Origin of the sequence: Verrucomicrobium sp. BvORR034, from assembly GCF_000739635.1 — a bacterium.
In the GTDB taxonomy this organism is placed as follows: Bacteria; Verrucomicrobiota; Verrucomicrobiia; order Verrucomicrobiales; family Verrucomicrobiaceae; genus Verrucomicrobium.
In genome coordinates this window covers 80,954-103,568 of record NZ_BATQ01000117.1, presented here as the reverse complement: position 1 = coordinate 103,568, position 22,615 = coordinate 80,954, and the positions used below count along the sequence as shown (strand labels likewise).

General features: G+C 59.2%; 21 protein-coding genes and 1 tRNA gene. 10 read left to right on the top strand and 12 right to left on the bottom strand.

The features are described 5' to 3' along the window. Positions 1 to 133: 133 nt before the first annotated feature. The 5 genes from gmd to BV034_RS19460 form a co-directional block, all read right to left on the bottom strand. The gene (gmd, locus tag BV034_RS19480) at positions 134 to 1,141 is read right to left on the bottom strand and encodes a GDP-mannose 4,6-dehydratase (protein ID WP_050028658.1); all 1,008 of its coding nucleotides are present in this window, start codon (positions 1,139 to 1,141) and stop codon (positions 134 to 136) included. Between the two features lie 67 nt (positions 1,142 to 1,208). Continuing rightward, positions 1,209 to 2,411: a DegT/DnrJ/EryC1/StrS family aminotransferase gene (locus tag BV034_RS19475; protein ID WP_050028657.1), complete on the bottom strand. Its 1,203-nt coding sequence runs from the start codon at positions 2,409 to 2,411 to the stop codon at positions 1,209 to 1,211. Between the two features lie 62 nt (positions 2,412 to 2,473). Continuing rightward, positions 2,474 to 3,529 (bottom strand): Mrp/NBP35 family ATP-binding protein, encoded by a 1,056-nt coding sequence (locus tag BV034_RS19470; RefSeq protein WP_050028656.1) that lies wholly within the window; start codon positions 3,527 to 3,529, stop codon positions 2,474 to 2,476. 125 nt (positions 3,530 to 3,654) lie between these two features. Next, positions 3,655 to 5,055, bottom strand: coding sequence for an RNA polymerase factor sigma-54 (rpoN, locus tag BV034_RS19465; protein WP_050028655.1), 1,401 nt, complete (start codon positions 5,053 to 5,055; stop codon positions 3,655 to 3,657). A 90-nt stretch (positions 5,056 to 5,145) separates the two neighbouring features. Further along, the gene (locus BV034_RS19460) at positions 5,146 to 6,189 is read right to left on the bottom strand and encodes a hypothetical protein (RefSeq protein WP_050028654.1); all 1,044 of its coding nucleotides are present in this window, start codon (positions 6,187 to 6,189) and stop codon (positions 5,146 to 5,148) included. Between the two features lie 710 nt (positions 6,190 to 6,899). On the opposite strand from BV034_RS19460, the gene BV034_RS19455 reads away from it, so the two are divergent. Continuing rightward, on the top strand, positions 6,900 to 7,172 hold the full coding sequence (locus BV034_RS19455) for a hypothetical protein (protein WP_050028653.1): 273 nt from the start codon (positions 6,900 to 6,902) through the stop codon (positions 7,170 to 7,172). 566 nt (positions 7,173 to 7,738) lie between these two features. Here the strand turns inward: BV034_RS19455 and BV034_RS19450 are convergent. Then, on the bottom strand, positions 7,739 to 8,986 hold the full coding sequence (locus tag BV034_RS19450) for a M48 family metallopeptidase (protein WP_050028652.1): 1,248 nt from the start codon (positions 8,984 to 8,986) through the stop codon (positions 7,739 to 7,741). Positions 8,987 to 9,115: 129 nt separating this feature from the next. Beyond that, positions 9,116 to 10,111, bottom strand: a complete 996-nt coding sequence (gene dusB / locus BV034_RS19445) for a tRNA dihydrouridine synthase DusB (protein WP_050028651.1) — start codon at positions 10,109 to 10,111, stop codon at positions 9,116 to 9,118. 109 nt (positions 10,112 to 10,220) lie between these two features. On the opposite strand from dusB, the gene BV034_RS36210 reads away from it, so the two are divergent. Then, positions 10,221 to 10,712, top strand: a complete 492-nt coding sequence (locus BV034_RS36210) for a hypothetical protein (protein WP_050028650.1) — start codon at positions 10,221 to 10,223, stop codon at positions 10,710 to 10,712. Positions 10,713 to 10,944: 232 nt separating this feature from the next. Here the strand turns inward: BV034_RS36210 and BV034_RS19435 are convergent, their stop codons facing one another. Both BV034_RS19435 and BV034_RS19430 read right to left on the bottom strand, forming a co-directional pair. After that, complete coding sequence (locus tag BV034_RS19435; protein ID WP_050028649.1) at positions 10,945 to 12,153, bottom strand: hypothetical protein; 1,209 nt, start codon at positions 12,151 to 12,153, stop codon at positions 10,945 to 10,947. After that, positions 12,150 to 12,692, bottom strand: a complete 543-nt coding sequence (locus tag BV034_RS19430) for a hypothetical protein (protein WP_050028648.1) — start codon at positions 12,690 to 12,692, stop codon at positions 12,150 to 12,152. The genes BV034_RS19435 and BV034_RS19430 overlap by 4 nt, the downstream gene beginning before the upstream one ends. Before the next feature lie 441 nt (positions 12,693 to 13,133). Here BV034_RS19430 and BV034_RS19425 point away from each other — a divergent pair, with 441 nt between their 5' ends. Further along, a complete protein-coding gene (locus BV034_RS19425) occupies positions 13,134 to 14,906 on the top strand; it encodes a hypothetical protein (protein WP_265593198.1) in 1,773 nt (590 codons plus the stop codon). Here the strand turns inward: BV034_RS19425 and BV034_RS36205 are convergent. Beyond that, positions 14,843 to 15,046, bottom strand: a complete 204-nt coding sequence (locus BV034_RS36205; protein WP_265593197.1) for a hypothetical protein — start codon at positions 15,044 to 15,046, stop codon at positions 14,843 to 14,845. The two genes, BV034_RS19425 and BV034_RS36205, sit on opposite strands and share 64 nt — an antisense overlap. 230 nt (positions 15,047 to 15,276) lie before the next feature. On the opposite strand from BV034_RS36205, the gene BV034_RS19420 reads away from it, so the two are divergent. The 7 genes from BV034_RS19420 to BV034_RS19390 all read left to right on the top strand — a co-directional run bounded on the left by BV034_RS19420 (position 15,277) and on the right by BV034_RS19390 (position 21,396). Beyond that, positions 15,277 to 16,788, top strand: a complete 1,512-nt coding sequence (locus BV034_RS19420) for an MFS transporter (RefSeq protein WP_265593196.1) — start codon at positions 15,277 to 15,279, stop codon at positions 16,786 to 16,788. A 139-nt stretch (positions 16,789 to 16,927) separates the two neighbouring features. Then, complete coding sequence (locus tag BV034_RS19415) at positions 16,928 to 18,526, top strand: MFS transporter (RefSeq protein ID WP_050028645.1); 1,599 nt, start codon at positions 16,928 to 16,930, stop codon at positions 18,524 to 18,526. A gap of 135 nt (positions 18,527 to 18,661) precedes the next feature. Beyond that, the gene (locus BV034_RS19410) at positions 18,662 to 19,393 is read left to right on the top strand and encodes an outer membrane lipoprotein carrier protein LolA (protein ID WP_050028644.1); all 732 of its coding nucleotides are present in this window, start codon (positions 18,662 to 18,664) and stop codon (positions 19,391 to 19,393) included. 209 nt (positions 19,394 to 19,602) lie between these two features. Beyond that, on the top strand, positions 19,603 to 20,457 hold the full coding sequence (blaOXA, locus tag BV034_RS19405; protein ID WP_265593195.1) for a class D beta-lactamase: 855 nt from the start codon (positions 19,603 to 19,605) through the stop codon (positions 20,455 to 20,457). Between the two features lie 79 nt (positions 20,458 to 20,536). Beyond that, entirely contained in the window at positions 20,537 to 20,971 is a 435-nt protein-coding gene (locus BV034_RS19400) for a 3-hydroxyacyl-ACP dehydratase FabZ family protein (RefSeq protein WP_050028643.1), read from the top strand. A 29-nt stretch (positions 20,972 to 21,000) separates the two neighbouring features. After that, positions 21,001 to 21,225, top strand: coding sequence for a hypothetical protein (locus BV034_RS19395; RefSeq protein ID WP_050028642.1), 225 nt, complete (start codon positions 21,001 to 21,003; stop codon positions 21,223 to 21,225). A gap of 81 nt (positions 21,226 to 21,306) precedes the next feature. Continuing rightward, positions 21,307 to 21,396, top strand: a tRNA-Ser gene (locus tag BV034_RS19390). Positions 21,397 to 21,618: 222 nt separating this feature from the next. Here BV034_RS19390 and BV034_RS19385 read toward each other — a convergent pair. Together BV034_RS19385 and BV034_RS36200 are read right to left on the bottom strand one after the other, a co-directional pair. After that, positions 21,619 to 22,194, bottom strand: coding sequence for a ferritin-like domain-containing protein (locus BV034_RS19385; protein WP_081887941.1), 576 nt, complete (start codon positions 22,192 to 22,194; stop codon positions 21,619 to 21,621). A gap of 126 nt (positions 22,195 to 22,320) precedes the next feature. Next, entirely contained in the window at positions 22,321 to 22,560 is a 240-nt protein-coding gene (locus tag BV034_RS36200; RefSeq protein WP_265593194.1) for a hypothetical protein, read from the bottom strand. Positions 22,561 to 22,615 lie beyond the last annotated feature (55 nt).

Below are 22,615 nucleotides of genomic sequence, written 5' to 3'. Positions count from 1 at the left end.
GCTCTTGTGGGTTCCTCGTACCGAGGGTGTGGGACCAGGGGAGGTGCGATCAGACTGGACAAAAAAAGAGCCGCCCCATGAGGGTGCGGCTCTGTCACCATGCTGGACCGTCGGTGGCTCGCCGACTCCTGCGTCAAACCTGTAGCGCTCGTTTCTCGGCCTCGGCAAGTTTCAGATCGGCATCGACCATGAGTTTGACGAGTTCTTTGAAACGAACTTTGGGCTCCCAGCCCAACTGACGCTTTGCCTTGGCGGGGTCGCCGATGAGAAGCTCCACCTCAGCGGGGCGCTCATAGCGCTGGTCATGTTTCACGTATTGTTCCCAGTCGAGATCCAGACATGAGAAAGTCTCCTCTACGAACTCCCGGACGCTGTGGGTCTCATTCGTGGCCACCACATAGTCATCGGGTTGGTCCTGCTGGAGCATCATCCACATCATCTCCACATAGTCCTTGGCGAAGCCCCAGTCACGTTTGGCATCGAGGTTGCCGAGGAACAGCTTGTCCTGGAGGCCCAGCTTGATGCGAGTGGCGGCACGAGTGATCTTGCGCGTGACAAAGGTTTCGCCACGGCGGGGTGATTCGTGGTTGAACAGGATGCCGTTGCTGGCGTGCAGATTGTAGCTTTCGCGGTAGTTCACCGTGAGCCAGTACGAGTAAACCTTGGCGCAGGCATAGGGTGATCTTGGCCAGAAGGGGGTCTTCTCTGTCTGGGGAACCTCTTGTACCTTGCCGAACATTTCGGATGAAGATGCCTGGTAGAAGCGGACCTTCTCCACTAGTCCGGTTTCACGAATAGCCTCAAGGATGCGGAGGGTGCCGAGACCGTCGATGTCACCTGTGCTCTCTGGGATATCGAAGGAGACCCTCACGTGGCTCTGGGCGCCCAGGTTGTAGATTTCGTCGGGTTTCAGGGCATAAAGCAGCTTCACCAGGGCCACCGAGTCCGTCAGATCTCCGTAGTGAAGAAAGAGACGGGTGTTGTCAAAGTGGGGATCCGTGTAGAGGTGATCGATCCGGCTCGTGTTAAAGGTCGAGGCGCGGCGAATGATCCCGTGTACTTCGTAGCCCTTGGCGAGCAGCAGTTCCGCGAGGTAAGAACCGTCCTGCCCGGTGATGCCGGTAATGAGCGCTTTTTTCATGAAATCGAGATTCTATGCCTAACCGTGAATCATGTCGCCAAATCGGGCAACGCCTTTCTCCAGAACATCATGCAGCAGACTGTGTCGTTAGGAAATCGGTAATCGCGGACACGACTTCCTCCTTTTGCTCCACCTTGAGTTCAGGGTAGATGGGAATGCTCAGGACTTCGCTGGCGAGCTGGTGGGAAACTTCGCAGCCAACCTTGGAGGAGGCAGGCAGGTCGGCAAAGCAGGCCTGCTGGTCCATGGTGAGAGGGTAGTAGATTTCACAACCGATTTGCCGGCTTACCAGATGGTCTCGCAACGCGTCGCGTTGTCCCGGACCAGTTACTCGCAGAGTGTATTGGTTCCAGATGTGATCATGACCCGGCAGAGCCTGTGGCAGAATGATGCGGGCTGCTGGCGCCGTGTCGGTGGGCGAGGAGTTGATGCATGCGCAGGCGTTCACGGATGCTTGGCCCACGCCTGGCAGAGCACTCAGGCGTTCCGTGTAGAAGGCGGCATTTGCCCGGCGGTTGGAGGTATAGCCGGCGTAGTGGGGGAGCTTTACGCGCAAGAACGCTGCTTGAAGCGCATCGAGACGGAAGTTGCCGCCAATGTGGGAGTGGTAGTACTTGGGGCTCATCCCATGGTTGCGCAGAGAGATGGCTTTCTTGGCCAGCTCGTCATCCTCGGTCACCAGCAGGCCGCCGTCCCCGAGCCCGCCAAGGTTCTTGCTAGGGAAGAAGCTGTAGCACCCGAAGTCGCCGATGGTCCCCACGCTCCGGCCGTGATAGCCGGCACCGATGGCTTGAGCGGCGTCTTCAATGACTCGCAGCCCATGTTCCGTGGCCAGCTCCATGATGCCATTCATGTCGGCACTTTGCCCAAAGAGATGCACGGGCACGATGGCCTTGGTTCGGGCTGTGACCTTCTTCCTGGCGTCGCGGAGGTCCAGGTTGAAGCACCCTGGACATGCGTCCACAAACACTGGAGTGGCTCCGGCTCGGGATACGCAACCTGCTGTCGCAAAGAAGGTGAATGCCGGACAGAGCACCTCGTCACCAGGGCCGATGTCGAGCGCCATCAGCGCCAGCAGAATGGCATCGGTTCCTGAGGAGATGCCGAGAGTGTGCTTGGATTTTACGAGGCCGGCGATCTCCTGCTCAAACGAGGTCACCTCCTGGCCCATGATGAAATGGCCGGTGCGGAAGACGCGATGAAAGGCGCTGTTGAATTCGGACTCGAGGGGGTGGTTCTGGGCGTTGACGTCGAGAAGTGGGACTGCCATTCGGAGGGAGGTGTCGAGGGTGCGAGAAATAACAAACCCGGGGAGCTGCCGCTTCGCCGGTATCAGGAGTGACGCTGCTCAATCATGGTGACCAGCGCCTTGGCCAGATCGTGGAAGGCCTGGCTCGCCGGGTGCTCGGCTGGGTTTTCCAGCGCCACGGGCTTGCCGCCATCGCCACTCTCCCGCACCTGGATTTCCAGCGGGATGTGGCCCAGCAAAGGCACGCCCAGACGTTTGGCCTCGCGCTCACCACCACCTTTGCCAAAGATGTGATAGATGTTGCCGTCGTTCGGGCAGACAAAGTGGCTCATGTTTTCAATGATGCCCAGAATGGGGACGTTCACCTTGCCAAACATGGTGGCCGCCTTGCGGGCGTCGATCAGGGCGACTTCCTGCGGGGTGGTGACCAGCAGCGCACCGCTGAGGGCCACGGTCTGTACGATGGTCAGCTGGATGTCGCCAGTGCCTGGAGGGAGATCGAGAATCAGGTAGTCCAGATTGTTCCAGGCGCACTGGCGGAGGAACTGCTGGGTGTAGCGGGTGGCCATGGGGCCGCGGACGATCACCGGAGACTCGTCATCCAGCAGGAAGCCCATGCTCATGAGCTGCAGGCCGTAGCGTTCGATGGGGACAATCTGGTTGTCGTCGGTGGCGTAGGGGCGCTCATCCGTGCCGAACATGAAAGCGATGCTCGGGCCATAGAGGTCGCAGTCGCACAGGCCGACGCGAGCGCCGGTTTTGCTCAGCGCCACTGCCAGGTTGGCTGAGACGGTGGACTTGCCTACGCCGCCCTTGCCTGAAGCCACGGCGATGACGTGCTTCACGCCCGGGATGCCCGCCTGCACGGCATTCTGGCCGACTGCGGCGCCCGGGGGCTCCTTTATGTCGAAGTTCAGTTTGATCTTGCCCACGCCCTTCAAGGCCTGAAGGGCTGCAGTGGCCTGCTCGTGGATCTGGCGGGGGATGTTGGCGTCCCTCGTGGCGATGGTGATTTCCACCTGCACGTCCGCTCCTTCCACCTTTACGGCTTTGACCAAACCGAACGAGACAATGTCCCGTGAAAAGCCCGGATATTTGACCGTGGCCAAGGTGGAGCGGACGAGATCTTCAGAAATCATGTGGGAGAGGTGGTCTTCAGTGTCAGAAATCAGGGAGTCAGGAGGGAGATACGCGCCACCAGTGCGGCTGGCGACGTTCTCCTTCGCTGAAATCCGTGCCCTGAAAACCGAAAACTTGCATCATCTCACGCACTTTTGCGCAAATGGCTGGGAAGCACCCCCATGGCCTCCCGGTACTTGGCCACGGTACGGCGTGCGACCTTGATGCCGCGCTGACCGAGGTGTTTGACCAACTGCTCGTCCGAGTAGGGCTTTTGTGGGGGCTCGTTCTTGATGATTTCCGCAATGGAGTTCTTCACCGCCGTATTGCTGACATCGTCTCCTGCCTCAGTTCGCACGCCACTGGTGAAGAAGTACTTCAGCTCGAACACACCGTGTGGAGTGGCCATGTATTTGCCAGCGATGGCCCGGCTCACGGTCGTTTCGTGCACGCCCACTGCCTCCGCCACAGTCGCCATGTTCAGAGGTTTGAGCTGGCTCGGCCCCTTTTCGAAGAAGTCGTGCTGGTGCTTCAGGATTTCTGCAGCGATCCGCTGGATCGTCTGCTGGCGTTGCGCGATGCTGCGGATCAGGAATTTGGCTCCGCGAATCTTTTCGCGGATGTAGCTGCGGGCTTCGCTGCCGGTTTCGGGCTGCGCTAAAATGTCCTTGTAGGCATTACTAATGCGGAGATGCGGGAGATCGGTGTTGTTCATCACCGCCACGAACTCGGAGTTCTGCCGCTCCACGTGGATGTCCGGTGTGACGTAATGATTGCGCATCACGGCGAAGCCCTGTGCTGGACGGGGGTCCAGCCCGGCGACAACCTCCACGGCGCGACTGATTTGATCAGGGGGAGCGGCGAGCTTTTTGGAAAGCAGAGTGTAGCGCTTGTGGGCCAGGTCTCCGAGGTGATGATCCACAATGCGGTAGGCCAGGCTGGCCTTGCGCCCCTGGCGCTCCAGTTGCAATAGCAGGCACTCGCGCAGGTTCTCCGCGCCGACTCCAGCCGGCTCGAAGCTCTGCACAAGTGCTTTGGCCTTCTCCAGATCATCCAGACGAAGGGCGTGACGCAGGCTCAACTCCTCCAACGTGGTGTGAAGCAATCCGTCGTCATCAATGTTCCCGATGATGAACTCGCACATCTCGCGCATCTGAGCGTCCTGCACCTCGCTCAAGTTGAGCTGGCTGAGCAGATGTTCCTGAAGCGTGGTCTGCGCCACAATGGAGTCCATCATGAATCGATGCCGTTCCTCGTCGTCAGACGTGCGAGGGGTGGACTGGGCACGATTCTGGGCATAGTACTCGCGCCATTCTTCATCCAGGCGAGAGAGATTCGAGATGTCCGAATCGGGGTCTTCTGAAGCTGTTTGATCGAGGGAAACTTCAGGGGACTCAACCTCGAGCACCGGATTCACGGCGACTTCTTGTTGAATGATCTGCTGAAGCTCCATAGCAGGAGCCTGCAGAATTTGCAGGCTCTGCTGCATCTGAGGCCCGATGACCTGCTTGAGCGCTTGATGCTGAAAGAGGCCTTGACTTGACATAGTGGAATGAGGTTTACCGCCTCATAGAATCCCACTTCAAGAAGGATGCAAGCAAAATACGTGCCAGATCGTCAAAATTTCCATAGCGAGCTATTTCCGAGCCGTGTCCGTACCAGTACAATCGAGGACTACGTGAGTGGTGCTCCCCCCGATTTCAGCCTTGCCCACGAGCAAATCCACCAGGTAGATCTCGGCCCACTTCAGGTGGGTTTCGAGAAGGCGGCCAGCGGGCAGGCCCTTGTTGACGTAGAGCACGGTGCTACCCTCCGGTGACAGGGAGCCCTGCGCTTCGAGACAGACATAGGCATCTTGAGTGTCCTTGGGCAGGTCAAAATCGTGCCGCCGTTTGCAAAGGACGGAGAACCACTCTGCCTTGCGCTGCTCAGGGGCCGGGTTTGATTTCACAAACTTGTCAAAATGCTGCTCATGCGTCTGCATGAACAGCGGCCAGTCAAGAAGCTGGGTGTCATTGGGGCCGGGCTCCATGCGAAGAACGGCCCCCTTGGCGCAAGTGGCTGTCACCAGGCGAAAGAGACGAAGTTTAGGGCCAGCGAGGAGAGGGTTGACGACGGCCGGGGTGGGATCGAGCAGAATCGGCTTAAGCTGGTTGCCGAGGGAGTCAAAGAACCGCTTCACGTCTGCCTTGTGATCCTGCGCGTGAAAGATGACCTTGAGACGGTTCTCCTCGGTGCTGGCGGCGTCCAGCGTCTTCACCAAGACTGCCGCACGATCTGCGGCGGCGATGTTATGGGTGATATCCGGCGTGGCGGCATCCAGAGGATCTATGGCTGGTTCGAGCGTTGCGGCTGGAGCGGGGTCGGGCGAGGCGGCAGGCGCGAACTCCAGGGAGGGCAGGGGGAGCGGGATGATGGTTTCCGCCTGGCTGGAAGGGGCCAGCTTGAGCAGCTTGGCGCGATTCTTCCACACGTACCAGAAGGTGCTGCCGATGATGGCGAGCAACAAGATCACCAAGACGGTTGAGGTGCGTTTGGTCGTTGGGGGCGGGGCGGCTCCGTCCACAACTCCTGACGCAATGGCGACCTGATCGGCCTGAGGGGGCGCATCACGGCCAAACAGATTGGCAAAGGGATGATTGCGCTGATCGCTGCCTTCCAAGCCCAGTCCGGGCCACATTGGTGGAGGGTGATTGACTGGCTCAACAGGCGGAAGAGGGTGATGGGCGAACTGTTGCGCCGCGTGAGCGATGGGTGGCGCTCCGGGTGCCCAACCCAAAGAGTTGCCGACTGCCGCTTGGGGAACTCCTGGTGCCGATTGCTGTGGTGGCCAGGAGAATGGGGCGGGCTGGACGGCTGGAAGTTGCTCTGCAGGCGGAGTCGGGTGCCCTGGAATGGCTTCCACCGGCTCCTCCTGTGCGGGTATGCCGAAGAACGCGAGAGGAGTGTTGGCAGGGGGGGCGGGGGTGCCAGCGGGCTTCGTGAGGGGATTGACGCCGCCAAACTCAGAAGAGGAGGCAGGTGGCGACGTTACAGCGGCATCGACCCGCGGCTCTGGGGGGGCTTGGTTGGGTTGAATCTGAATCGCACCCGGTGACCACTGCGGTGCGGCGGCCGGTGACACGGGAGGCCCCCATCCCGAGGGGTGGTTCGGCCCCGCAAATGCGCTGGGGGCCGATGTTTCCGCCGGTGGGGAAGGGGCAAATGTTGTTGGAAAGCCAAAGCCAGGGGGAGGTCCTGGCGCAGGTATGAATGCTGGTGGCGGCTCGGGCGCTATTTCCGGCGCGGGTGCCGGTGTGAAATGTGAGGTCGAAATTGGAGGGCCCACCGATCCAAAATTGGCGTCCGGTCTCGTATAGGCGGTGGCCTGCTGCTCTGGGGCAAACTGAGGTGGAGGCGGCAGTTGTAGAGGTGACGCCGGGGGTGCCATCGCTGGAGCTGGCCCGGACGGTGCCATGGGTGCAATGGGCGGAGCTGGTGCAGGAAATGGCAATGCCGCCGGGGGAGCGGCAAATCCGTGGGCTGCGGCGGGCGCGGGGTGCGGAGCGTGGTGCCAAGCGCCAAGTGCTGGGTCGGGAACTGGAGCCGTCTGCTGGGCAGGCGGAGCATCCCAAGTCACCGCGGGGAAGTGCAACTCCGGCAGCTGTGCTGGAGGTGGGGTGATGGTTGGCGCTGCCTCAACCGGGGGCGCGATTGGCTGCACCGGCTGTCCATAAGAAGGTGCTGAAGGCGTGAATGAGGGTGGGGCGGGATGGGGGGCGAAGCTGGCAGTTCCCGGTAGGCCGTGTCCTTGGGGAGCGAGTTGAGGCGCCGGCTCCCAGGTCTGGGGAATGGTCGCTGGAGGGGGGAGCGTATGGCCGATGCCCTGACTGGGTGTGGTGCCTGCTCCGGGAGTGATGCCTCTGCCGTCGGTGGCCGGGTTCTCAGTCTCCAGGTGTGTCAGTCGGGGGGGCTCGCCTGCAGCCCGGCGAGATGGCAGTGTGGTGCGATGCCGAGGTTGTGGTCCACCTTGAGCCGGGAGGAACAGGTTGCGGGGCGAGGAAACTGCGCAGTGCGGACAAATTTCCATGGGGCCGCTGCTCTGCTGCAAAGTGATGAAGATGCCTCCACAGCTTGGGCATTGCAGGGTAATGGCGGAGTTGCTCATTCCAGAATCAGCAGGAGTGCAAAAAGTCTTGTGGTTTCAATAGTCGTAGAAAATTGCAGAAACTGCACCTGCTTTTTCGGAATCACCCCGCCGTTTTGCCTTCCAAGGCTTCCAGCCGCTGCAAGACAGGAGGATGGGAGTAGTGGAGGAAAACGTAAAAGGGGTGTGGGGTGGGGTTGCTGAGGTGGTCGCGGCTCATGCGGGTGAGGGCGCTACTCAGAGGAGCCGGGCCACCCATCGCTTCCCTCGCGTAGGCGTCGGCTTCAAACTCGTACTTGCGGCTCAACCACGAGGTGACCCAGCCCAGTACGGTGCTGAATGGCCGGTAGAGAATGCCGAAAAAGAGCAGGCTCCAGGCGATGGTGGGAGGAGTCACGCCAAAGGCTGCGGTGAGGCGGGGATCGTGAACGGCGAAGTGGAGCAGCGCGAACATCAGTGCTGAGGTTGCCAGGCTGAGCGCGATCTGCCTAGGGACGTGCTTCCTTTTGGAATGCCCGATTTCGTGGGCCAGCACTGCCAGAATCTCCTCCCGGGAATGGTTCTGAACCAGCGTGTCGAAGATCGCGATGCGTTTGAGCCGACCCATGCCTGTGAAAAACGCATTGGCCTTCGCGCTGCGCCGGGAACCGTCCACCAGGCTGACGTCGCCCACGGGAAACTGCAACCGCTCGCTCATGGCCACGATCTCAGACTTCAGTTGTTCGTCTGGCAGCGGTTGGAACTTGAAGAACAAAGGAAGGAGGAGGCGGGGGGAGAGGAAGGTCATCGCCAGTGAGAAGCCGGTAAGGATGAGCCACCCGTAGAGCGCCGCCATAGGCACGTGGTCGAAGAGCCAGAGAATGATCGCCAGAAGAGGTCCGCCCAAGGCTGTGAGCAACACCAAGCCCTTCATCCGGTCCATGATGAAGGTGTGAATCGTCGTGCGGTTGAACCCGAACTCGGCCTCGACAAAGAAGGTGTGGTAGATCTCGAAAGGCAGGCTGAGGAGCGATTGGGCGACCGAAAACACCGCAAAGATGGCCAGCCCGGTAAAGAGAGCGTTCAGCCCCCAGCCCTGGATCCACTGGTCCATGGCATGAAAGCCGCCCGCCCACCAAAAGGTGATAAAGATGCCGACGCTCACGCTGCTCTCAATGACCTCAAGTCTGGCATTGGTGCGGGCGTATTCCTGCGCGCGCTCCAGTTGCTCCTGGTTCATCCATTCCTTGAACTTGTCAGGGACGGTGGGCACCAGGGATTTCAGATTGAGAAGGATGGCGAAAAGCTCGAGCTTGTAGAGCCCAATGGTAGCGAGGATCGCCAGCCAGAACCAGGGATTGGAAGGGTACATGGGGGGACTAAGGGTGCGTAGAACGCCGTGGCAGCGGGTGTTATGACACAACGGTCGGACCGGTTGCCAACAAAAAGTGATTGTGCGGGAGCGTCCATCAGGATGAACGAATGCCCGGGGAGGGGAGGGCTAGGCGACGCAGGCGAGTTCTTCTTTCCGGCGCAGGTATTCGGCAGCGATGTCCTCCAGCTCGGTGATGCTTTCGATGTGGCAGAACTGCATGCGTAGGTGCTTGCTGCCCGGCAGGCCTTGAGTGTAGGTCATCAGGCGGTTGCGCATGGAGCGCAGTGCCTGAATCTCGCTGCCGTATCGCTTGGAGTGCACCGCCAGCCGGGTGTGCCGGAGCATGAGCTCAAACCGCTGTTCCGTGGTAGGTGGCTGCAGGTGAGTGCCGTGCTGGAGATAGTGTTTGGCTTCGCGGAAAACCCAGGGGTTGCCCATGGCTGCGCGGCCAATCATGACGCCGTGTACCCCGGTTTCACGCTGACGTTTGGCCACATCCATACCGGTGGCGATGTCGCCGTTGCCGATCACTGGAATCTTTACGGCAGCGGCGCACTCGGCGATGACGTCCCAGTTGGCCTGGCCTGTGTAGCCCTGGGCCCGGGTGCGACCATGGATGGCGATGGCCTGGATGCCTGTGTCCTCCAGCAGTCGGCACACCTCCACGGCATTGATGGTGGTGGCATCCCACCCGATGCGTATCTTCGCCGTGACGGGCACGGGCACGGCCTTGACAATGCCTGCGGCCACACTGCTGAGAAGGGGACAGTCTTTGAGCAGGGAGGAGCCGCCATTTTTGGCCACCACCTTGTTCACGGGGCAGCCGAAGTTGATGTCGATGAAGTCGGGGCTCTTCCAGTCCACGATCTTCCGTGCGGCCTCGCCCATACGCTGGCCATCGGCGCCAAACAGTTGCACCCCTACGGTGCGCTGGGCGTCGTCGAACTCGGTGTACTTTCGGGTTCGCTCGTCCGCCTGCAAGATGCCTTCTGCGGAGACGAACTCCGTAACCATGACGTCAGCGCCCAGCTCCTTGCACAGACTGCGAAAAACCATGTCTGTGACGCCCGCCATGGGGGCGAGGTAGAGGGGGAATTTGCCAGGGGAGAGCCAGGGAAGCATTTCTGTAACATTGCTTCAAATTGCCAAATCCTCAAGAGGGAGCAATTTTGGCGAACAAAGTGCGCAATCCGGGTTGTATAACTATCCTCACTCTGAGAAGATACATCCCATGAAACTGAAGCACATCCTCATCATTGCTCTGCTCGCTGGCGGCATCACCGCCTGCGAAAAGAAATCGGGTCCGCAGACGGACGCCGACCAGAAGGCCAGCGAGGCCTCCGAGAAGGTTGAGCAGGCTAAAGACGCGATCAAGGACGCCACCAAGGCGGCTGGCGATGCTGCGGCTGCCAAGCTCGACGAAGCCAAGGAATCTGCTGCCAAAGCCTCTGAGGAACTCAAGGCCAAGGCTGAGAAGGCTGCGGCTGATGCCAAGGCCGCCGGAGAAAAGGCTGTTGAAGCCACGGCTGACGCCGTAAAAGAAGCGGCGAAGAAGGTGGAAGAAGCCGTCACTCCGGCTCCGACACCTCCGCCAGTTCCCGCTCCGGTGCCGACTCCCGCTCCTGAAGCTCCGGCCCCTGTGCCTGCTCCAGAAGCCGCTCCGGCTCCCGCGCCAGCACCTGCTCCGGCAGTTCCCGCTCCGGCCCCAGCTCCTGGTTCCTAGTCCTGGAGTTTGAGATCGTCTTTGACGATCTTGAAGTCATTCAAACGGCATCGAAGCAATTCGATGCCGTTTTTTGTTGTAATGGGGGTAGGGCGCTAGATTTCCATGAACCCGCTGCGGGTAAGATTTGGGAGACGCCATGCCCAATCACCCTACGAGAAGGCCCACCCCACTCGCACACCTATGCGCGAATGGGGCGGGCCTGGAGCTTGAGTGGACCTGACTCTTCCTTCTATTGGGAAGAACCTACCGCTTGTCCCTTCCCGCGGTTCGCGGAATGGACGAACATGCCGCCGATGGCGCCTGCAGCAGCTCCTGCAGCGCCGCCGCCGGCCATCGAGAGGGCGATGGGGGTGGTGAAAGTCAGGAATTTCCGCCAGTCCTCGGCAGAGAGGCTATTCCACACATCAATGGACTTGACCACATTCCAGCCGTAATCCACAAAAGAGTTGTTTCCAGAGCCCCCAGGGTGCAGCCAGAAGCTGGCGAAAAAGCCCATCGTGGCACCCGCCACCAGGCCCCACCGAATCCATCGAGAGGAAATGCGGTCGGCCGGCCAGGACAGAAGGAAGGGCAGATTCACCAGGAAGATGAACGCGAGGAACTCGTTGTTGATAAAGGCCACTCCCCCCATGAGCCAGTCGATGCTGCGGTGCATGACGAGCAGGGAGATGCCCAGCAAAAAGCCCATCACACGATTCCCGATGGCGAAAATGCAGAGGAACTCCAGGAAGAGTCCGCTGCCGAAAAACAGGCGGGAGAGCCAGGGGTGCTCCAGCATCCAGATGGCCTCTGGCGGATTGCCCGCGAATGAGGGGTCGAAGTTGTTCAAATAGCTCTGGCGGGCGGTCTTGAGCATATCCATCGCCACATTGTTCGAATTCCAGAGCCACATGCCTCCGGAGTTGTCGAGCTTCGTGAAGACGGAGATGAAGTACATCCCCGTGAGAATGACCTGGGCCTGCACAAACATCCAGGCGCGCAGTTTTTCATCAGGCGGGGCCAGGGTGAACTTCTCCCGGAAGTTGTAGTAGAGAACCGCGATGGCCTGGATGATGAGCGTGCAGCTGACGATCTGGTACCCGTGGTGGGTGAAGCCCTGGGAGTTGTACAGGGTGAAGGGCAGGACGTGCATCAGCGCCAGCACGGGCAGCACCAGCGGGAGCGCAGCCCCGGCGACGTAGAAGACGAGCAGGCCCGCAAAGATGGCGCGATAGACATTCCAGGTGGAGGGGTCTGCCAGCCAGGTGAGCCAGAGCTTTCCGTCATTGAAGCCATGCAGCAGCTTCAGCAGCCCGACGGGGTGTGGCTCCTGCGTGTAGTCGATGCTCAGCCGGAGGGTGAACAACAAGAAGAGCGAAAAGAGGAAGCGGGAGAGAAAACCCTCGAGTGCAGAGACTTTGGGCAGGGTTTTCCAGCCGGAGAAGAGCCACTTGATCATCGTGCCTGAGGGGTGAGGGTTTCCTTGCCGATGAGTTCGACTTCTTCCACTACCTTGCTGTCTTTGTAGCTGATATATGACTTGATGATTTGAAGCTGCTCGGGCAGGACTTGGTTCTTTCCTTTGGCCTCGTGCCGCAACTGGACGAACATCTCATCACAAACCTGCTGCACCATGGCAGGGGGCAGATCTTTGGCCTTGATGTCGTGCTTCTTTGCGAGTTCTTCCGCTTTCTTGCGGTAGATTTTCCCGATCTTTGGGCAGGTGATGCCGGTCAGCTTCTGTACCGGGATCGGCTGCCCATTCCCATCAGCCACCGTGTAGTAGGGGCGTTCGGCACTCGGGTTGGAGTACATCGGGTAGTTGGAGAACGGGTAGTTCTCCTTCAAGATGAGAGAAAGGGCGGTGTAGATCAAAAGTGCGCCAATGGGGCTGCGCTTGAGAAAGCCCCACACTTTTTTGGCAAGGGGTGGTAAATGCGCCATGGGGGAAACCCTGATGGGCTCCTGAATGGCGGGAGGCTGGACAACGGAAGGCATGGCGGGTAGACGAGAAAAGTCGGGCGGAGAAAGCAGGTACCTTTTGCTAGTTGCATCACGTATCCATGACAAGTCGTTGATTGACAATGGCTCCGCGGATTTTGATTGTATGGAAAGATTGAGTGAGGTAATTTATCAACGGTCGTGAAGTATTTCTTTATGAAACGGCACGTTTTCCCCTGGCTTACAGTGGGAGGCGTTTGCGCCGCTGTCTTGCAGTTTAGCATTTTTAGCCAGGAACCGGGAGTTGCGACCTCCCCGGCGCCTCCTACGATCGCACCTGCGGCGGAAGGGGCAATCCTGGCTCCTCTGGCGTCACCAAGTCCTGCGGCGGTTGTCCCTGCCGCATCTCCAGCGGCTCCGCAATCTGCGGGGGGACCCGTCATTTCGCCGACGGTGGTCGCGGCATCCGCAGTTCCCGGAGACATGCCTGTGGGAACCATGCCAGAGCCCGTTCCGGAGCCGCGCCGTGTGCGGCAGCCCCTTCAGGAGTACTTTACGGTGTTCGATCCCCAGCGGGAGGCTCGCCAGAATGTTCACGAGAAGGTCAACCCCTTCATCACCTACACCCATCTCGGGACCGACTTTGGTTTCATTGGCAACGGGCAGGAATCCATCGGCTGCGAGCGGGGTGCCGTGCTGATCAACATGCCACAGGGCTATTGGGCGGGCATGTGGCACGGGCTGGCTGGCATGGGGACGGATCTGGACTCCCAACTCGATTTCCGGGCGTGCTACCCGCCTTTCATGAACACGAAGTTTCAACCCAAAATCGTGGGTTTTGAACTCCGCGGGAAGGGGAAGGGGACGCTGAAGGTTGAGATCAAATCCTCTCTGCAACAGGTGCTGTGGATGAAGCCCTTTGTCCTGGACACCCCGGACATGCGCACTCAGGTGGAGCCTGTGAGTGCGGATCAGGTCGGGAAAGCCAAGTACCTCAACTGGGTGGCAGAGTCTGGGACGGATGTCTCCTTGGATTCCATCTCTTTCATCGTCCAGGCACCTGCCATTCCCTTCGATGAGTACGTGTTTCTCACAAGCTATGCCAAGCTGGCCCGCTGCTTCAGTCTGCGAACGGCCTGGGTGAGAGACCGTGCCCACATTCGGGATGGTCATTTTGACAACGTCCCCGCCACGGGCCTTTTTGCCATGTGCACGGCGCTGGCTGCGGAACTGGGAGTGGTGGACCACAAGTTCGCGCGGGACCTCGTGTACCGCGTGAATGACAACATCACCCGGCTCGACAGTTCGCGCGGTCTGCTGCCTCACTTTGTGAAGGTATTCGAAAACGGGCACTACGGCATTGTGCCTGGAACGGAGTACAGCCTGGTGGACACGGCCATCTACTACCATGCCATGCTCGTGGCGGCAGAGATCCTGCGGGATCAGCCGCTCAAGGATCATCTGACCGATCAATTGCGGGGCATTGTCCTGGATGAGATGCTCGTAGATGGGGAAGGGTACATCCGACACGGCGTGCGTGAGGATCGGGTGACTCCGCTGCGTGCTGTCTGGCGTGACTGGGGTGGTGAGACCGCCCTGGTGCTTGCCATGGCTAACATGACGGCCAAGCCCCCGCCGCTGAAGATGGCCACCACTGGCCGAGTTTATGACGGCACGGGGTTCATCCCTGAAATCCAAAGCCTGTTCTATCCCGACTTCGACCAGGAAACGGCGGATGCGATCTCCAAGCAGAACTGGCCCGCCATCCGGCAGGACATGCTGAAGCGCCAGAAGGAATACTTCCCCAAGAACTGGCCGGACAGCCAAGTGGCCAAGGAGCGCTTCTTTGGTCTCTCCGCTGGCGAGGCGCAGCACGGCAACGGCTACATGGTGGGCGGCGTGGATCTGCCGCAGCAGACCGTCATTCACCCGCATTACGTCCTGATTTCCGGGAGCACTGATCCCGACCCAGAAGGCGTGTATGATCTGCTGCGCAAGATGGAAGACGATCAGCTCTTCCCTCCCTGGGGCATGGTGGAGAACTTCACCAAGGATCTCGACGAGTACCTGCCCATGCTCGGCGCTCTGAATGCCGGTTTCGAGTGTCTGGGGGCCTACAATCTCATGACCAAGCACCGGAAGGCCAAGAACCTGGTGTACGAGGCTTCGCGCTCGAACTCGGAGCTTCGCCGGGGTGTGAGCATCTTCTACCCGGTGGCGACCACCTCGGCTGAGGGAAGCAACACAGGCATTTCATTGACTGTCCGGTAGAGCCGGCTGCCGTCCTCTGCGGCCAGGGCTTCCTCGTCCGTAGGAATGCCGTGGGCACTCTTTTCCGCAGCCGTGGCCAGACGCAGCGGCTGCTTGGTATTGGGGCAGCGCAGCAGGGCGATCATGGCAGGAGAGAGCATGGGGCAACCTAGGATGGGGAAGGAATCCGGGCAATCGGGAAGTTGCCGTGGATGGGGAGTGGGAGAGGGGGGCAACACAACGCCGGGCAGGAGTGGAGAAAGGGATTGCCTTGGAGTGGCGGTTTTGTTGCAATGCCGCGCTTGGAACTCCGTACTGGGTTCCACTCGTTTTTTCCTCAGCCTCCTCGCTCTCTCCCATGACCAACCCGACGACTGCAATCCGGCCGGACATGCGCCTTTTTTGGGCGTGTTTCATCGCCCTCGTGGCGACCTCCTTCGTGTTTGGGGTGAGGGCGAATACGATTGGCGACCTTCAGGCCACATTTAACCTCTCCGAGCAGGAGAAGGGGGCCATCAACGGAGCGGGCATGTGGCCCTTTGCTCTCAGCATCATCTTCTTCAGCCTGATCATTGATCGCATTGGATACAAGACCGTTGCTGTCTTTGCAGTCCTGTGCCACGCGGTGGCCCTGGTGCTGACGCTGCGGGCAAACGGCTACCAGTCGTTCTACTGGAGCACCCTGCTGGTTTCTGTGGGGAATGGCACCGTGGAGGCCTTTGTGAACCCGGTGGTGGCGACGCTGTTCCCGCGGCAGAAGGCGAAGTGGCTCAATATCCTGCATGCAGGCTGGCCGGCAGGACTGGCCTTGGGCGCCCTCTTTGCTGTGTTGCTGGGCTCCGGTGTGGACAAGGCTGCCAACTTGAAATGGGCGTATGGAGCCTGCTTCATCCCTGTGGTCCTCTATGCAGCGCTGATCCTTCCCTGCCGGTTCCCGGCCAACGAACGGGTGGCGGCTGGCGTGAGCTACCGGGATATGCTGAAGGAGGTGGGCGCAGTGGGTTTCTTCATTATCGCGGCTTTGACGGTTCCCGCTGTGTCGCAGATGATGAGCCAGCCTGCGTCGCTCACGGTGGTGCTTTCGATTGCGGCAGTGGTCGCGATTGCCATGGGGCTATACACCCGGTCCTTCGGCAACTGGCTTTTCATCTTTGTGCTCATCACCATCGGACCGTTGGCCACCACCGAACTAGGCACGGATGGCTGGATGCCCGACCTCCTCAAGCTTAGTGGGCCGGACTTTCCTCATTTTGAGACTTGGATCTTCGTTTACACGTCCGTGATCATGACGGCGCTGCGCTTCTATGCAGGCCCGATCGTGCACAAGTTCTCGCCTATTGGACTGCTGGTCATAGGTGCGGCCATTGCGGTGGTGGGGCTTCTCTGCCTGTCGCAATCGGCGGGTTGGGTGATCCTGGGGGCCGCTACTGTGTATGCCTTGGGCAAGACCTTCCTCTGGAGTACGACGTTGGGTATGGTGTCTGAGCAGTTTCCCAAAGGTGGGGCGCTGACGCTGAATGGGGTGTCAGCCGTCGGGGTCCTTTTCTTGGGCGTGCTGGGCACTCCGGCGATTGGCTACAAGCAGGACCTGGACATGGACAAGCGTCTCTCCGCGACTGAGAACGTTGCCCTCTATGCCAAGGTCAAAGGCGAGGAAAAACCCACCATCTTCGGCAGCGCGCCGAGCTTGGACCAGACGAAAATCAAGGCTCTGACTCCCGAAGAGACCAAGCAACTGGAGAAGGCCCAGGCTGCGAGCAAGCTGCATGTGTTCGTGAACATCGCCATTCTCCCAGCCTTCATGTTCTTGTGCTATTTGGGCATGTTTTTGTATTTTAAGGCCAAGGGCGGCTACAAACCGGTTGCTTTGGGTCACGCCGAAGAGGCGGAACCCGGGTTCTAGGCCAGTTTTTCCTTGAGGGCTCCCTCCTTTCTGTTAAAAACGCGGCTGCTTTGGCCGTTCTCTGGGTTCTCGCGGGACTCATTCCCTCCAGACTCACCTCACTCACCAGACAGACATCAACCAAATACATAACACACACATGAGTAGCAACGCGGGGATTGTCCCCAACGCAAACCGTCTGCTTTGGGCAGGCTTCCTGGCCATTCTGGCCGCAGGTGTCGGCTTCGGCATTCGAGGCGGCATCTTGGCTAACTGGGCAGCTGAATTCGGTTTCACCGGGGCGCAGCTTGGAGCGATCGGTGGGGCAGGCTTCACTGGCTTCTGCTTCGGCATCATCATCGGCGGCGTGGTCGTGGACAAAATTGGATACGGCAAGCTGGTCGCAGCAGCGTTCCTGTTCCATGTGGCGTCGGCTTTCATCACTTTTGCAGCCACCAAAGGGCAGCCTCAGGAAGTAGCCTACAATTTCCTTTATTGGGGCACGTTCGTCTTCGCTCTGGCCAACGGTACCCTTGAGGCTGTGGCCAACCCGCTTGTCGCCACTTTGTTCCCGAAAAACCGCACGCATTACCTCAACATCCTCCACGCCAGCTGGCCTGCAGGTCTCGTGCTTGGTGGTCTTATCGGCTGGGTGCTGGGTGACGGTGCGCACTTGAGCTGGAAGCTTCAACTTGGCATCTTCCTCCTTCCTACGGTTCTCTACGGTGTTGCCTTCATGGGGCAGTCTTTCCCTAAATCTGAAGCTTCTGAAAAAGGGCTTAGCGTGGGCGAAATGCTCAAGGATGTGGGACTTCTCGGCGGTGCCGTGGCTTCCTACCTTCTGGTTCTCTTCTTCCAGAACGCTCTTCAGCTTCCGGTGGGTGTGTCCTACGGTCTCGGTGCGGTGATCCTCATCGTGGTAGCCCTCATGACGAAGTTCTCGGTGGGTTCGATCCTGCTGTTCATCCTCTTCATCACTCACGTACTTGTGGGCGCTGTGGAGCTTGGCACGGACGGCTGGATTCAGAACATCACTGGCAACATCCTCACGCCGGCTCAGGGCAAGATTCTCTTCGTCTTCACTTCCCTGTTGATGTTCCTGCTGCGCTTCTGCGCACACTTCATCGAGAAGAACCTCAAGATCTCCCCGATCGGTCTTCTGCTGATCTGCGCCATCCTCGCGGTGGTCGGCCTGAACATGGTCAGCGGTATCACCACCTTCATCGGTGCCATGGTTGCTCTCTCGGTTTACGCCTTGGGCAAGACCTTCTTCTGGCCCACCATGCTGGCGGTGGTCAGTGACCGCTTCCCCCGTACGGGTGCCATCGCCATCTCCGTCATGGGCGGCTGCGGGATGATGTCCGCCGGTCTTCTCGGATCTGCTGGTCTTGGCTATGCCAAAGACCGCTTCTCCAGTGAAGAGCTTCAGAAGAGCAATCCTGCTCTCTACTCGGAGTACAAAGCGGAGAAGCCGAGCTCGTTTCTCTTCCTTGAACCTGTGCATGGCTTGGACGGCACGAAACTGTCCGAAGCCCAGGCTGTGAAAGTTGAAGAGCGCAACCCCGCTCAGAAGTCGGTTGTGGAAGCCAGCATCGAGGGTGACCGCCGCACATTGAAGGCGGATGCCTACATTCCCGCCACCATGGCGTTGATCTATTTGCTGCTCCTCGGCTACTTCAAAGCCATTGGCGGCTACAAGCCCGTTTCGATCGAGACCGAGCGAATCACGGGTGGGGTCAATGGCCCTATGGAGGCGTAACGAGGCTGATCTGAGCCAACACTCTTAGGCAGACTACTCAGAGACGACAGGTGATTACCTGCCGTCTCTCTTTTTGCTCTTGTTCGAGGCTGCCCAGAGGCTTGCCCTCCTTGTGACTGTGGTGCAGTGTGCTGAATGCCACGCTGGTTCAGCCTGATCAATGATGTTCCACTTCGCAAATTGTGGACGACCCTTGGCCTTCTAGTGGTGATGTCGGCTTGGGGGACAGCTTTCGCAGCCACCGCCGACGAGGCTCGCGCTGCCCTGGAGAAATGGCTGGTCTCGGCCTCGAAGGTGACCTCTGTCCAGGCCAAGTTTGACCAGCTCCGTCAGCTCAAGAGCGTGCGCAAGCCGCTCAGGCGGGAAGGGCAGCTCTGGATGGAAAAGCCGGGTGGTTTCCGCTGGCAGGTCGGGCAGGGGCCCGATCTCCTGGTGCAGCGGGGGGCGGATGGCTCCTTGTGGGTGATGGACGGCAAGGACAAAAAAGCCCGGGTCTGGAGCAAGGAAGCCCTGGAGGCACAGGAGAAGGATGGAAAGGGACAGGGATTTGCCATGATCCAGTCCATGCAGGCGATCTCCTTGAAGGAGTTCGAGGAGCAATTCAAAGTTCGCGGAGGGGAGCAGGATGCCAACAACGCAGACCTTTGGACATTCGAGCTGGGATTGAAGGACAACAAAGCGGCGCTCTTTGTCATCAAGGTGACCCTCAAGGGAAACATCAAGGAAGGTTCCCTGCATGCGCTCACCATCCATATGCGCGATGGATCCAGCATGACCACCGCGATCACGGAGTATCGTCTGAATGGAGCCATCCCGGACAGCGTGTTCAAGGTGGACACTACGGGGTATGAAGTGGAGAAGGAGTGAGGAGCTCGGGTGTAGAATCCAAACTTCAGACTTTAATGATGCAGGGATGTGTGTCGTGGGCAGACTGGATGACGTCGGGAATTCAGCCCTCAATGGGTCTTTGACCTGCAGACCTTGGGCGTTGCCCAGAACTGCTGTGAGGCAGGGCCTTTGGTCCTGTTGAGGCGGCGGTCCCGCCAATGGGAATCTCCGCGAAGTGTTTCTTCTTGATGAAGCCGGCTGTGCATCGCACGCTCATTGGCATGCTGAAGACGATATTTAGGGGTGCCGTAGTCGCTGCCTGCATCTTGTGGGCAGCCAACGCCCTCCACGCTCAGGATGCCAAGGCGCGCAGTTGTCGTCTCATTGTTGATGGGGCCACTGGGAAGATCATCGTGCGCGAGGGTCCCTGTGACGTGGCACACAGCCCGTGTTCCACCTTCAAGGTTCCACTCGCTGTCATGGGCTATGATGCGGGCATTTTGAAGAACGAGCATGAGCCCGCTTGGGACTATCTCGCGGAATACAACTCGTCTCGCACGGAAGATCAGCGCACCATCGATCCCACCTCGTGGGAGAGCATCTCAGTGATCTGGTTCTCCCGGAAAATCACCCGCCAGCTCGGAACCGCCTCCTTCGAAAAGTACGTTAAGCAGTTCAACTATGGCAACCAGGATGTGTCGGGGGATCTGGGAAAGAACAACGGTCTCACCGAGTCTTGGGTCATGTCGTCCCTGTTGATTTCGCCCGATCAGCAGGTGGCCTTCCTGCAAAAGCTCCTGAAGCGGCAGTTGTCAGTGTCAGATCATGCCTGCGACATGACGCAGAGGATCCTGCCCCAGTTCAAAGCAGACGATGGCTGGACGCTTCAAGGCAAAACAGGCAGCGGCTTTCAAAGGAAACCGGATGGCACTTGGAACAGGAAGCGTCATGTGGGCTGGTTTGTCGGCTGGGCCGCCAAGGCAGACCGGAAGGTGATTTTTGCCGAGTTGCTGCTCGATGACAAAGACCAGGATGGATACGGAGGACCGCGCAGCCGGGAGATCTTGATCAAGGCCCTCCCTCAGATCATGAAGGACTCCTGATCACTGGAAGAGGAGGGGGCGAGCGAATCATCCCTCACTTTGAGATTGATCCCACTCCTTTCGTCATCATTGCTGGGGCATGGATTTCGATTCAGCGCTTCGTGCTTTGCCCCACGGTCCCGAGTTCCGATTTGTGAATGCTCTCGCTTCCCTTGAGCCAGGGAAGTCGGCGACCGGGACCTATAGGTTGCGTGGCGACGAAGCCTTTCTGAACGGGCACTTTCCTGGTCAGCCGCTCATGCCAGCCGTGCTGATGGTGGAGGCCATTGCCCAGGTCGCCGGCGTGGCCGCGCAATCGGATACAGTGATCCCGCCGCTCGCCGATCTTCGACTGACGGCGATCCGGTCGGTGAAAGTGTTTGGAGCGGCATTCCCGGGCGACGAGCTGCAGATCGAAGCCGAAGTGCAGGGGAGGATGGGGGGCCTCATTCAGGCCACGGGCCGGGTGAGGGTGGGGGACAAAGTGCTGGCGGAAGGTCAGGTGACCCTGAGTGGCGGCGCGGCGTCCGCTTGAATTCGTGGAGGCCCGTGGTATTTCAAGTCATGGCGACATACACCTACGAAACCATCCCCCAGACGGAAGGGGAAGCCCCGAAGCGTTTTGAGATCAAGCAGAGCATGCGCGACACCGCTCTGACGAGCCATCCCGAGACGGGAGTGCCCGTCCGCCGCGTCATCACTGGCGGGGCTGGACTGATGGGCGTGGGGCAGACCGCTCCGGTTTCATCCGGTGGTGGGCATTGCGGCACCGGTTGCGGCTGCCATTGAAAATCAGTTCATTAGAAGTGCAAAAAAGACTTGCGGGAATGCGGAATCTACGCAAACTGCGCGTCCTCAAATGAATTCCAAGGACAGGTGCCAGAGTGGTCGAACGGGCACGATTGGAAATCGTGTGTACTAGTGATAGTACCGAGGGTTCGAATCCCTCCCTGTCCGCCATTCATCACCAAAGCGTGATGTTGTGATAAAAGCCAGTCGGTAAAAAGTTGTCAATCGCCGGAGTGCGAATCACCGCCTGCTTGAATGCTTCGCGGGGTGCCGGGTCCGATGAAGCTTGCAGAAATCTGCGGTCCGGCGAGCCATCTTACAGCGACAACCTTGCTCACTGTCTGGCCACACTTTGTTGAATCAGCTATTGTGGAATGCCCTCCGTCTTCTGACCTAGCTCAATATCCCAGGCATGGTCATCTGAGGTGAGGATGAGCGGACGAGATGACCATAGGCATCGCACTGGAGATCGGCTCCATTGTTTTCGGCGATGGCTTGTTTGTTGCAGCGAAAACGGGCCAGCTTGATCAAGAGCTGGTCTGCGGTTCTTTCCTCCGAGAGGAGCTCTTGCAGAAGTCCGGTTGCTTCATCGTTCCTCAAATGCAAGGACCACTCGTGCAAGCAACCATACGAGGCGATTTCGAGGTGTTCAATTTTCTGGGCGGCCCCTACCAGGGCGGCGTTGATGGCCGGCGAATTGCCGAACGCATGGATCATGCGGTGGCACTCTTGAATCAGTTTCGCGGTGACTTCGCACTTGGTGGCAATGGCTGGCTGGTTGAAGGCCTGAAAGACATGCGTTAGCTTTTCGACCTGACGTACCGTTTCATGATGGTGAGACAGCATCAGGCTCTGCAACGTGGAGGCCGTTGCCTCCTCGATGATATAGGGCATTCCTCGTACCAGCTGCATTTCCGAGCTGAGTCTGCTGCCGAGCTGGTGGAGGAACAGTTCCTTGAGCGTTTTCATGAGTGTAGCGACGGTTGGTGGCGCCTTGTTGTTGTTGTCTGGTAACTTGGGGGACGATGCCCGTGCGGAACGAAGGACGTGCGGCCCTGCCTTTTGCTGTGAAACAGTCTTCCACCAAGGACAAGGTTATCCGGCATCTGTTTGCTCGGATGACAGGTCTTCCACCGGGGGATTTGGGGGTGGGACGAAGATGGAAGAACCAGTCAGATCATTGAGTGTCTGGCTGCTGGGCGCTTGTAGTTCGCTTGGGCTGTCCTCTTTACTCTGGGTGTCTTTGTCGGGTGGTTCGGTTGGCGGCAACCCTGGCGAGGTGATGCCCATTCCGGGGCGATATTCAGCGACGTCGTATTTGTGGTGAGTTTTCATGGAGAGGGCAGTTGGAGGTGTCTTTGTGGCACCACTCTCGAAGGATTGGTTGAAA

What these genes read in the sequence shown, in the direction of transcription:
- gmd (WP_050028658.1), bottom strand. Translation starts at nt 1,141, where the DNA reads ATGAAAAAAGCGCTCATTACCGGCATCACCGGGCAGGACGGTTCTTAC.
- BV034_RS19475 (WP_050028657.1), bottom strand. Translation starts at nt 2,411, where the DNA reads ATGGCAGTCCCACTTCTCGACGTCAACGCCCAGAACCACCCCCTCGAG.
- BV034_RS19470 (WP_050028656.1), bottom strand. Translation starts at nt 3,529, where the DNA reads ATGATTTCTGAAGATCTCGTCCGCTCCACCTTGGCCACGGTCAAATAT.
- rpoN (WP_050028655.1), bottom strand. Translation starts at nt 5,055, where the DNA reads ATGTCAAGTCAAGGCCTCTTTCAGCATCAAGCGCTCAAGCAGGTCATC.
- BV034_RS19460 (WP_050028654.1), bottom strand. Translation starts at nt 6,189, where the DNA reads ATGTGGCCCGGACTGGGCTTGGAAGGCAGCGATCAGCGCAATCATCCC.
- BV034_RS19450 (WP_050028652.1), bottom strand. Translation starts at nt 8,986, where the DNA reads ATGTACCCTTCCAATCCCTGGTTCTGGCTGGCGATCCTCGCTACCATT.
- dusB (WP_050028651.1), bottom strand. Translation starts at nt 10,111, where the DNA reads ATGCTTCCCTGGCTCTCCCCTGGCAAATTCCCCCTCTACCTCGCCCCC.
- BV034_RS36210 (WP_050028650.1), top strand. Translation starts at nt 10,221, where the DNA reads ATGAAACTGAAGCACATCCTCATCATTGCTCTGCTCGCTGGCGGCATC.
- BV034_RS19435 (WP_050028649.1), bottom strand. Translation starts at nt 12,153, where the DNA reads ATGATCAAGTGGCTCTTCTCCGGCTGGAAAACCCTGCCCAAAGTCTCT.
- BV034_RS19430 (WP_050028648.1), bottom strand. Translation starts at nt 12,692, where the DNA reads ATGCCTTCCGTTGTCCAGCCTCCCGCCATTCAGGAGCCCATCAGGGTT.
- BV034_RS19425 (WP_265593198.1), top strand. Translation starts at nt 13,134, where the DNA reads ATGCCAGAGCCCGTTCCGGAGCCGCGCCGTGTGCGGCAGCCCCTTCAG.
- BV034_RS36205 (WP_265593197.1), bottom strand. Translation starts at nt 15,046, where the DNA reads ATGCTCTCTCCTGCCATGATCGCCCTGCTGCGCTGCCCCAATACCAAG.
- BV034_RS19420 (WP_265593196.1), top strand. Translation starts at nt 15,277, where the DNA reads ATGCGCCTTTTTTGGGCGTGTTTCATCGCCCTCGTGGCGACCTCCTTC.
- BV034_RS19415 (WP_050028645.1), top strand. Translation starts at nt 16,928, where the DNA reads ATGAGTAGCAACGCGGGGATTGTCCCCAACGCAAACCGTCTGCTTTGG.
- BV034_RS19410 (WP_050028644.1), top strand. Translation starts at nt 18,662, where the DNA reads ATGCCACGCTGGTTCAGCCTGATCAATGATGTTCCACTTCGCAAATTG.
- blaOXA (WP_265593195.1), top strand. Translation starts at nt 19,603, where the DNA reads ATGAAGCCGGCTGTGCATCGCACGCTCATTGGCATGCTGAAGACGATA.
- BV034_RS19400 (WP_050028643.1), top strand. Translation starts at nt 20,537, where the DNA reads ATGGATTTCGATTCAGCGCTTCGTGCTTTGCCCCACGGTCCCGAGTTC.
- BV034_RS19395 (WP_050028642.1), top strand. Translation starts at nt 21,001, where the DNA reads ATGGCGACATACACCTACGAAACCATCCCCCAGACGGAAGGGGAAGCC.
- BV034_RS19385 (WP_081887941.1), bottom strand. Translation starts at nt 22,194, where the DNA reads ATGAAAACGCTCAAGGAACTGTTCCTCCACCAGCTCGGCAGCAGACTC.
- BV034_RS36200 (WP_265593194.1), bottom strand. Translation starts at nt 22,560, where the DNA reads ATGAAAACTCACCACAAATACGACGTCGCTGAATATCGCCCCGGAATG.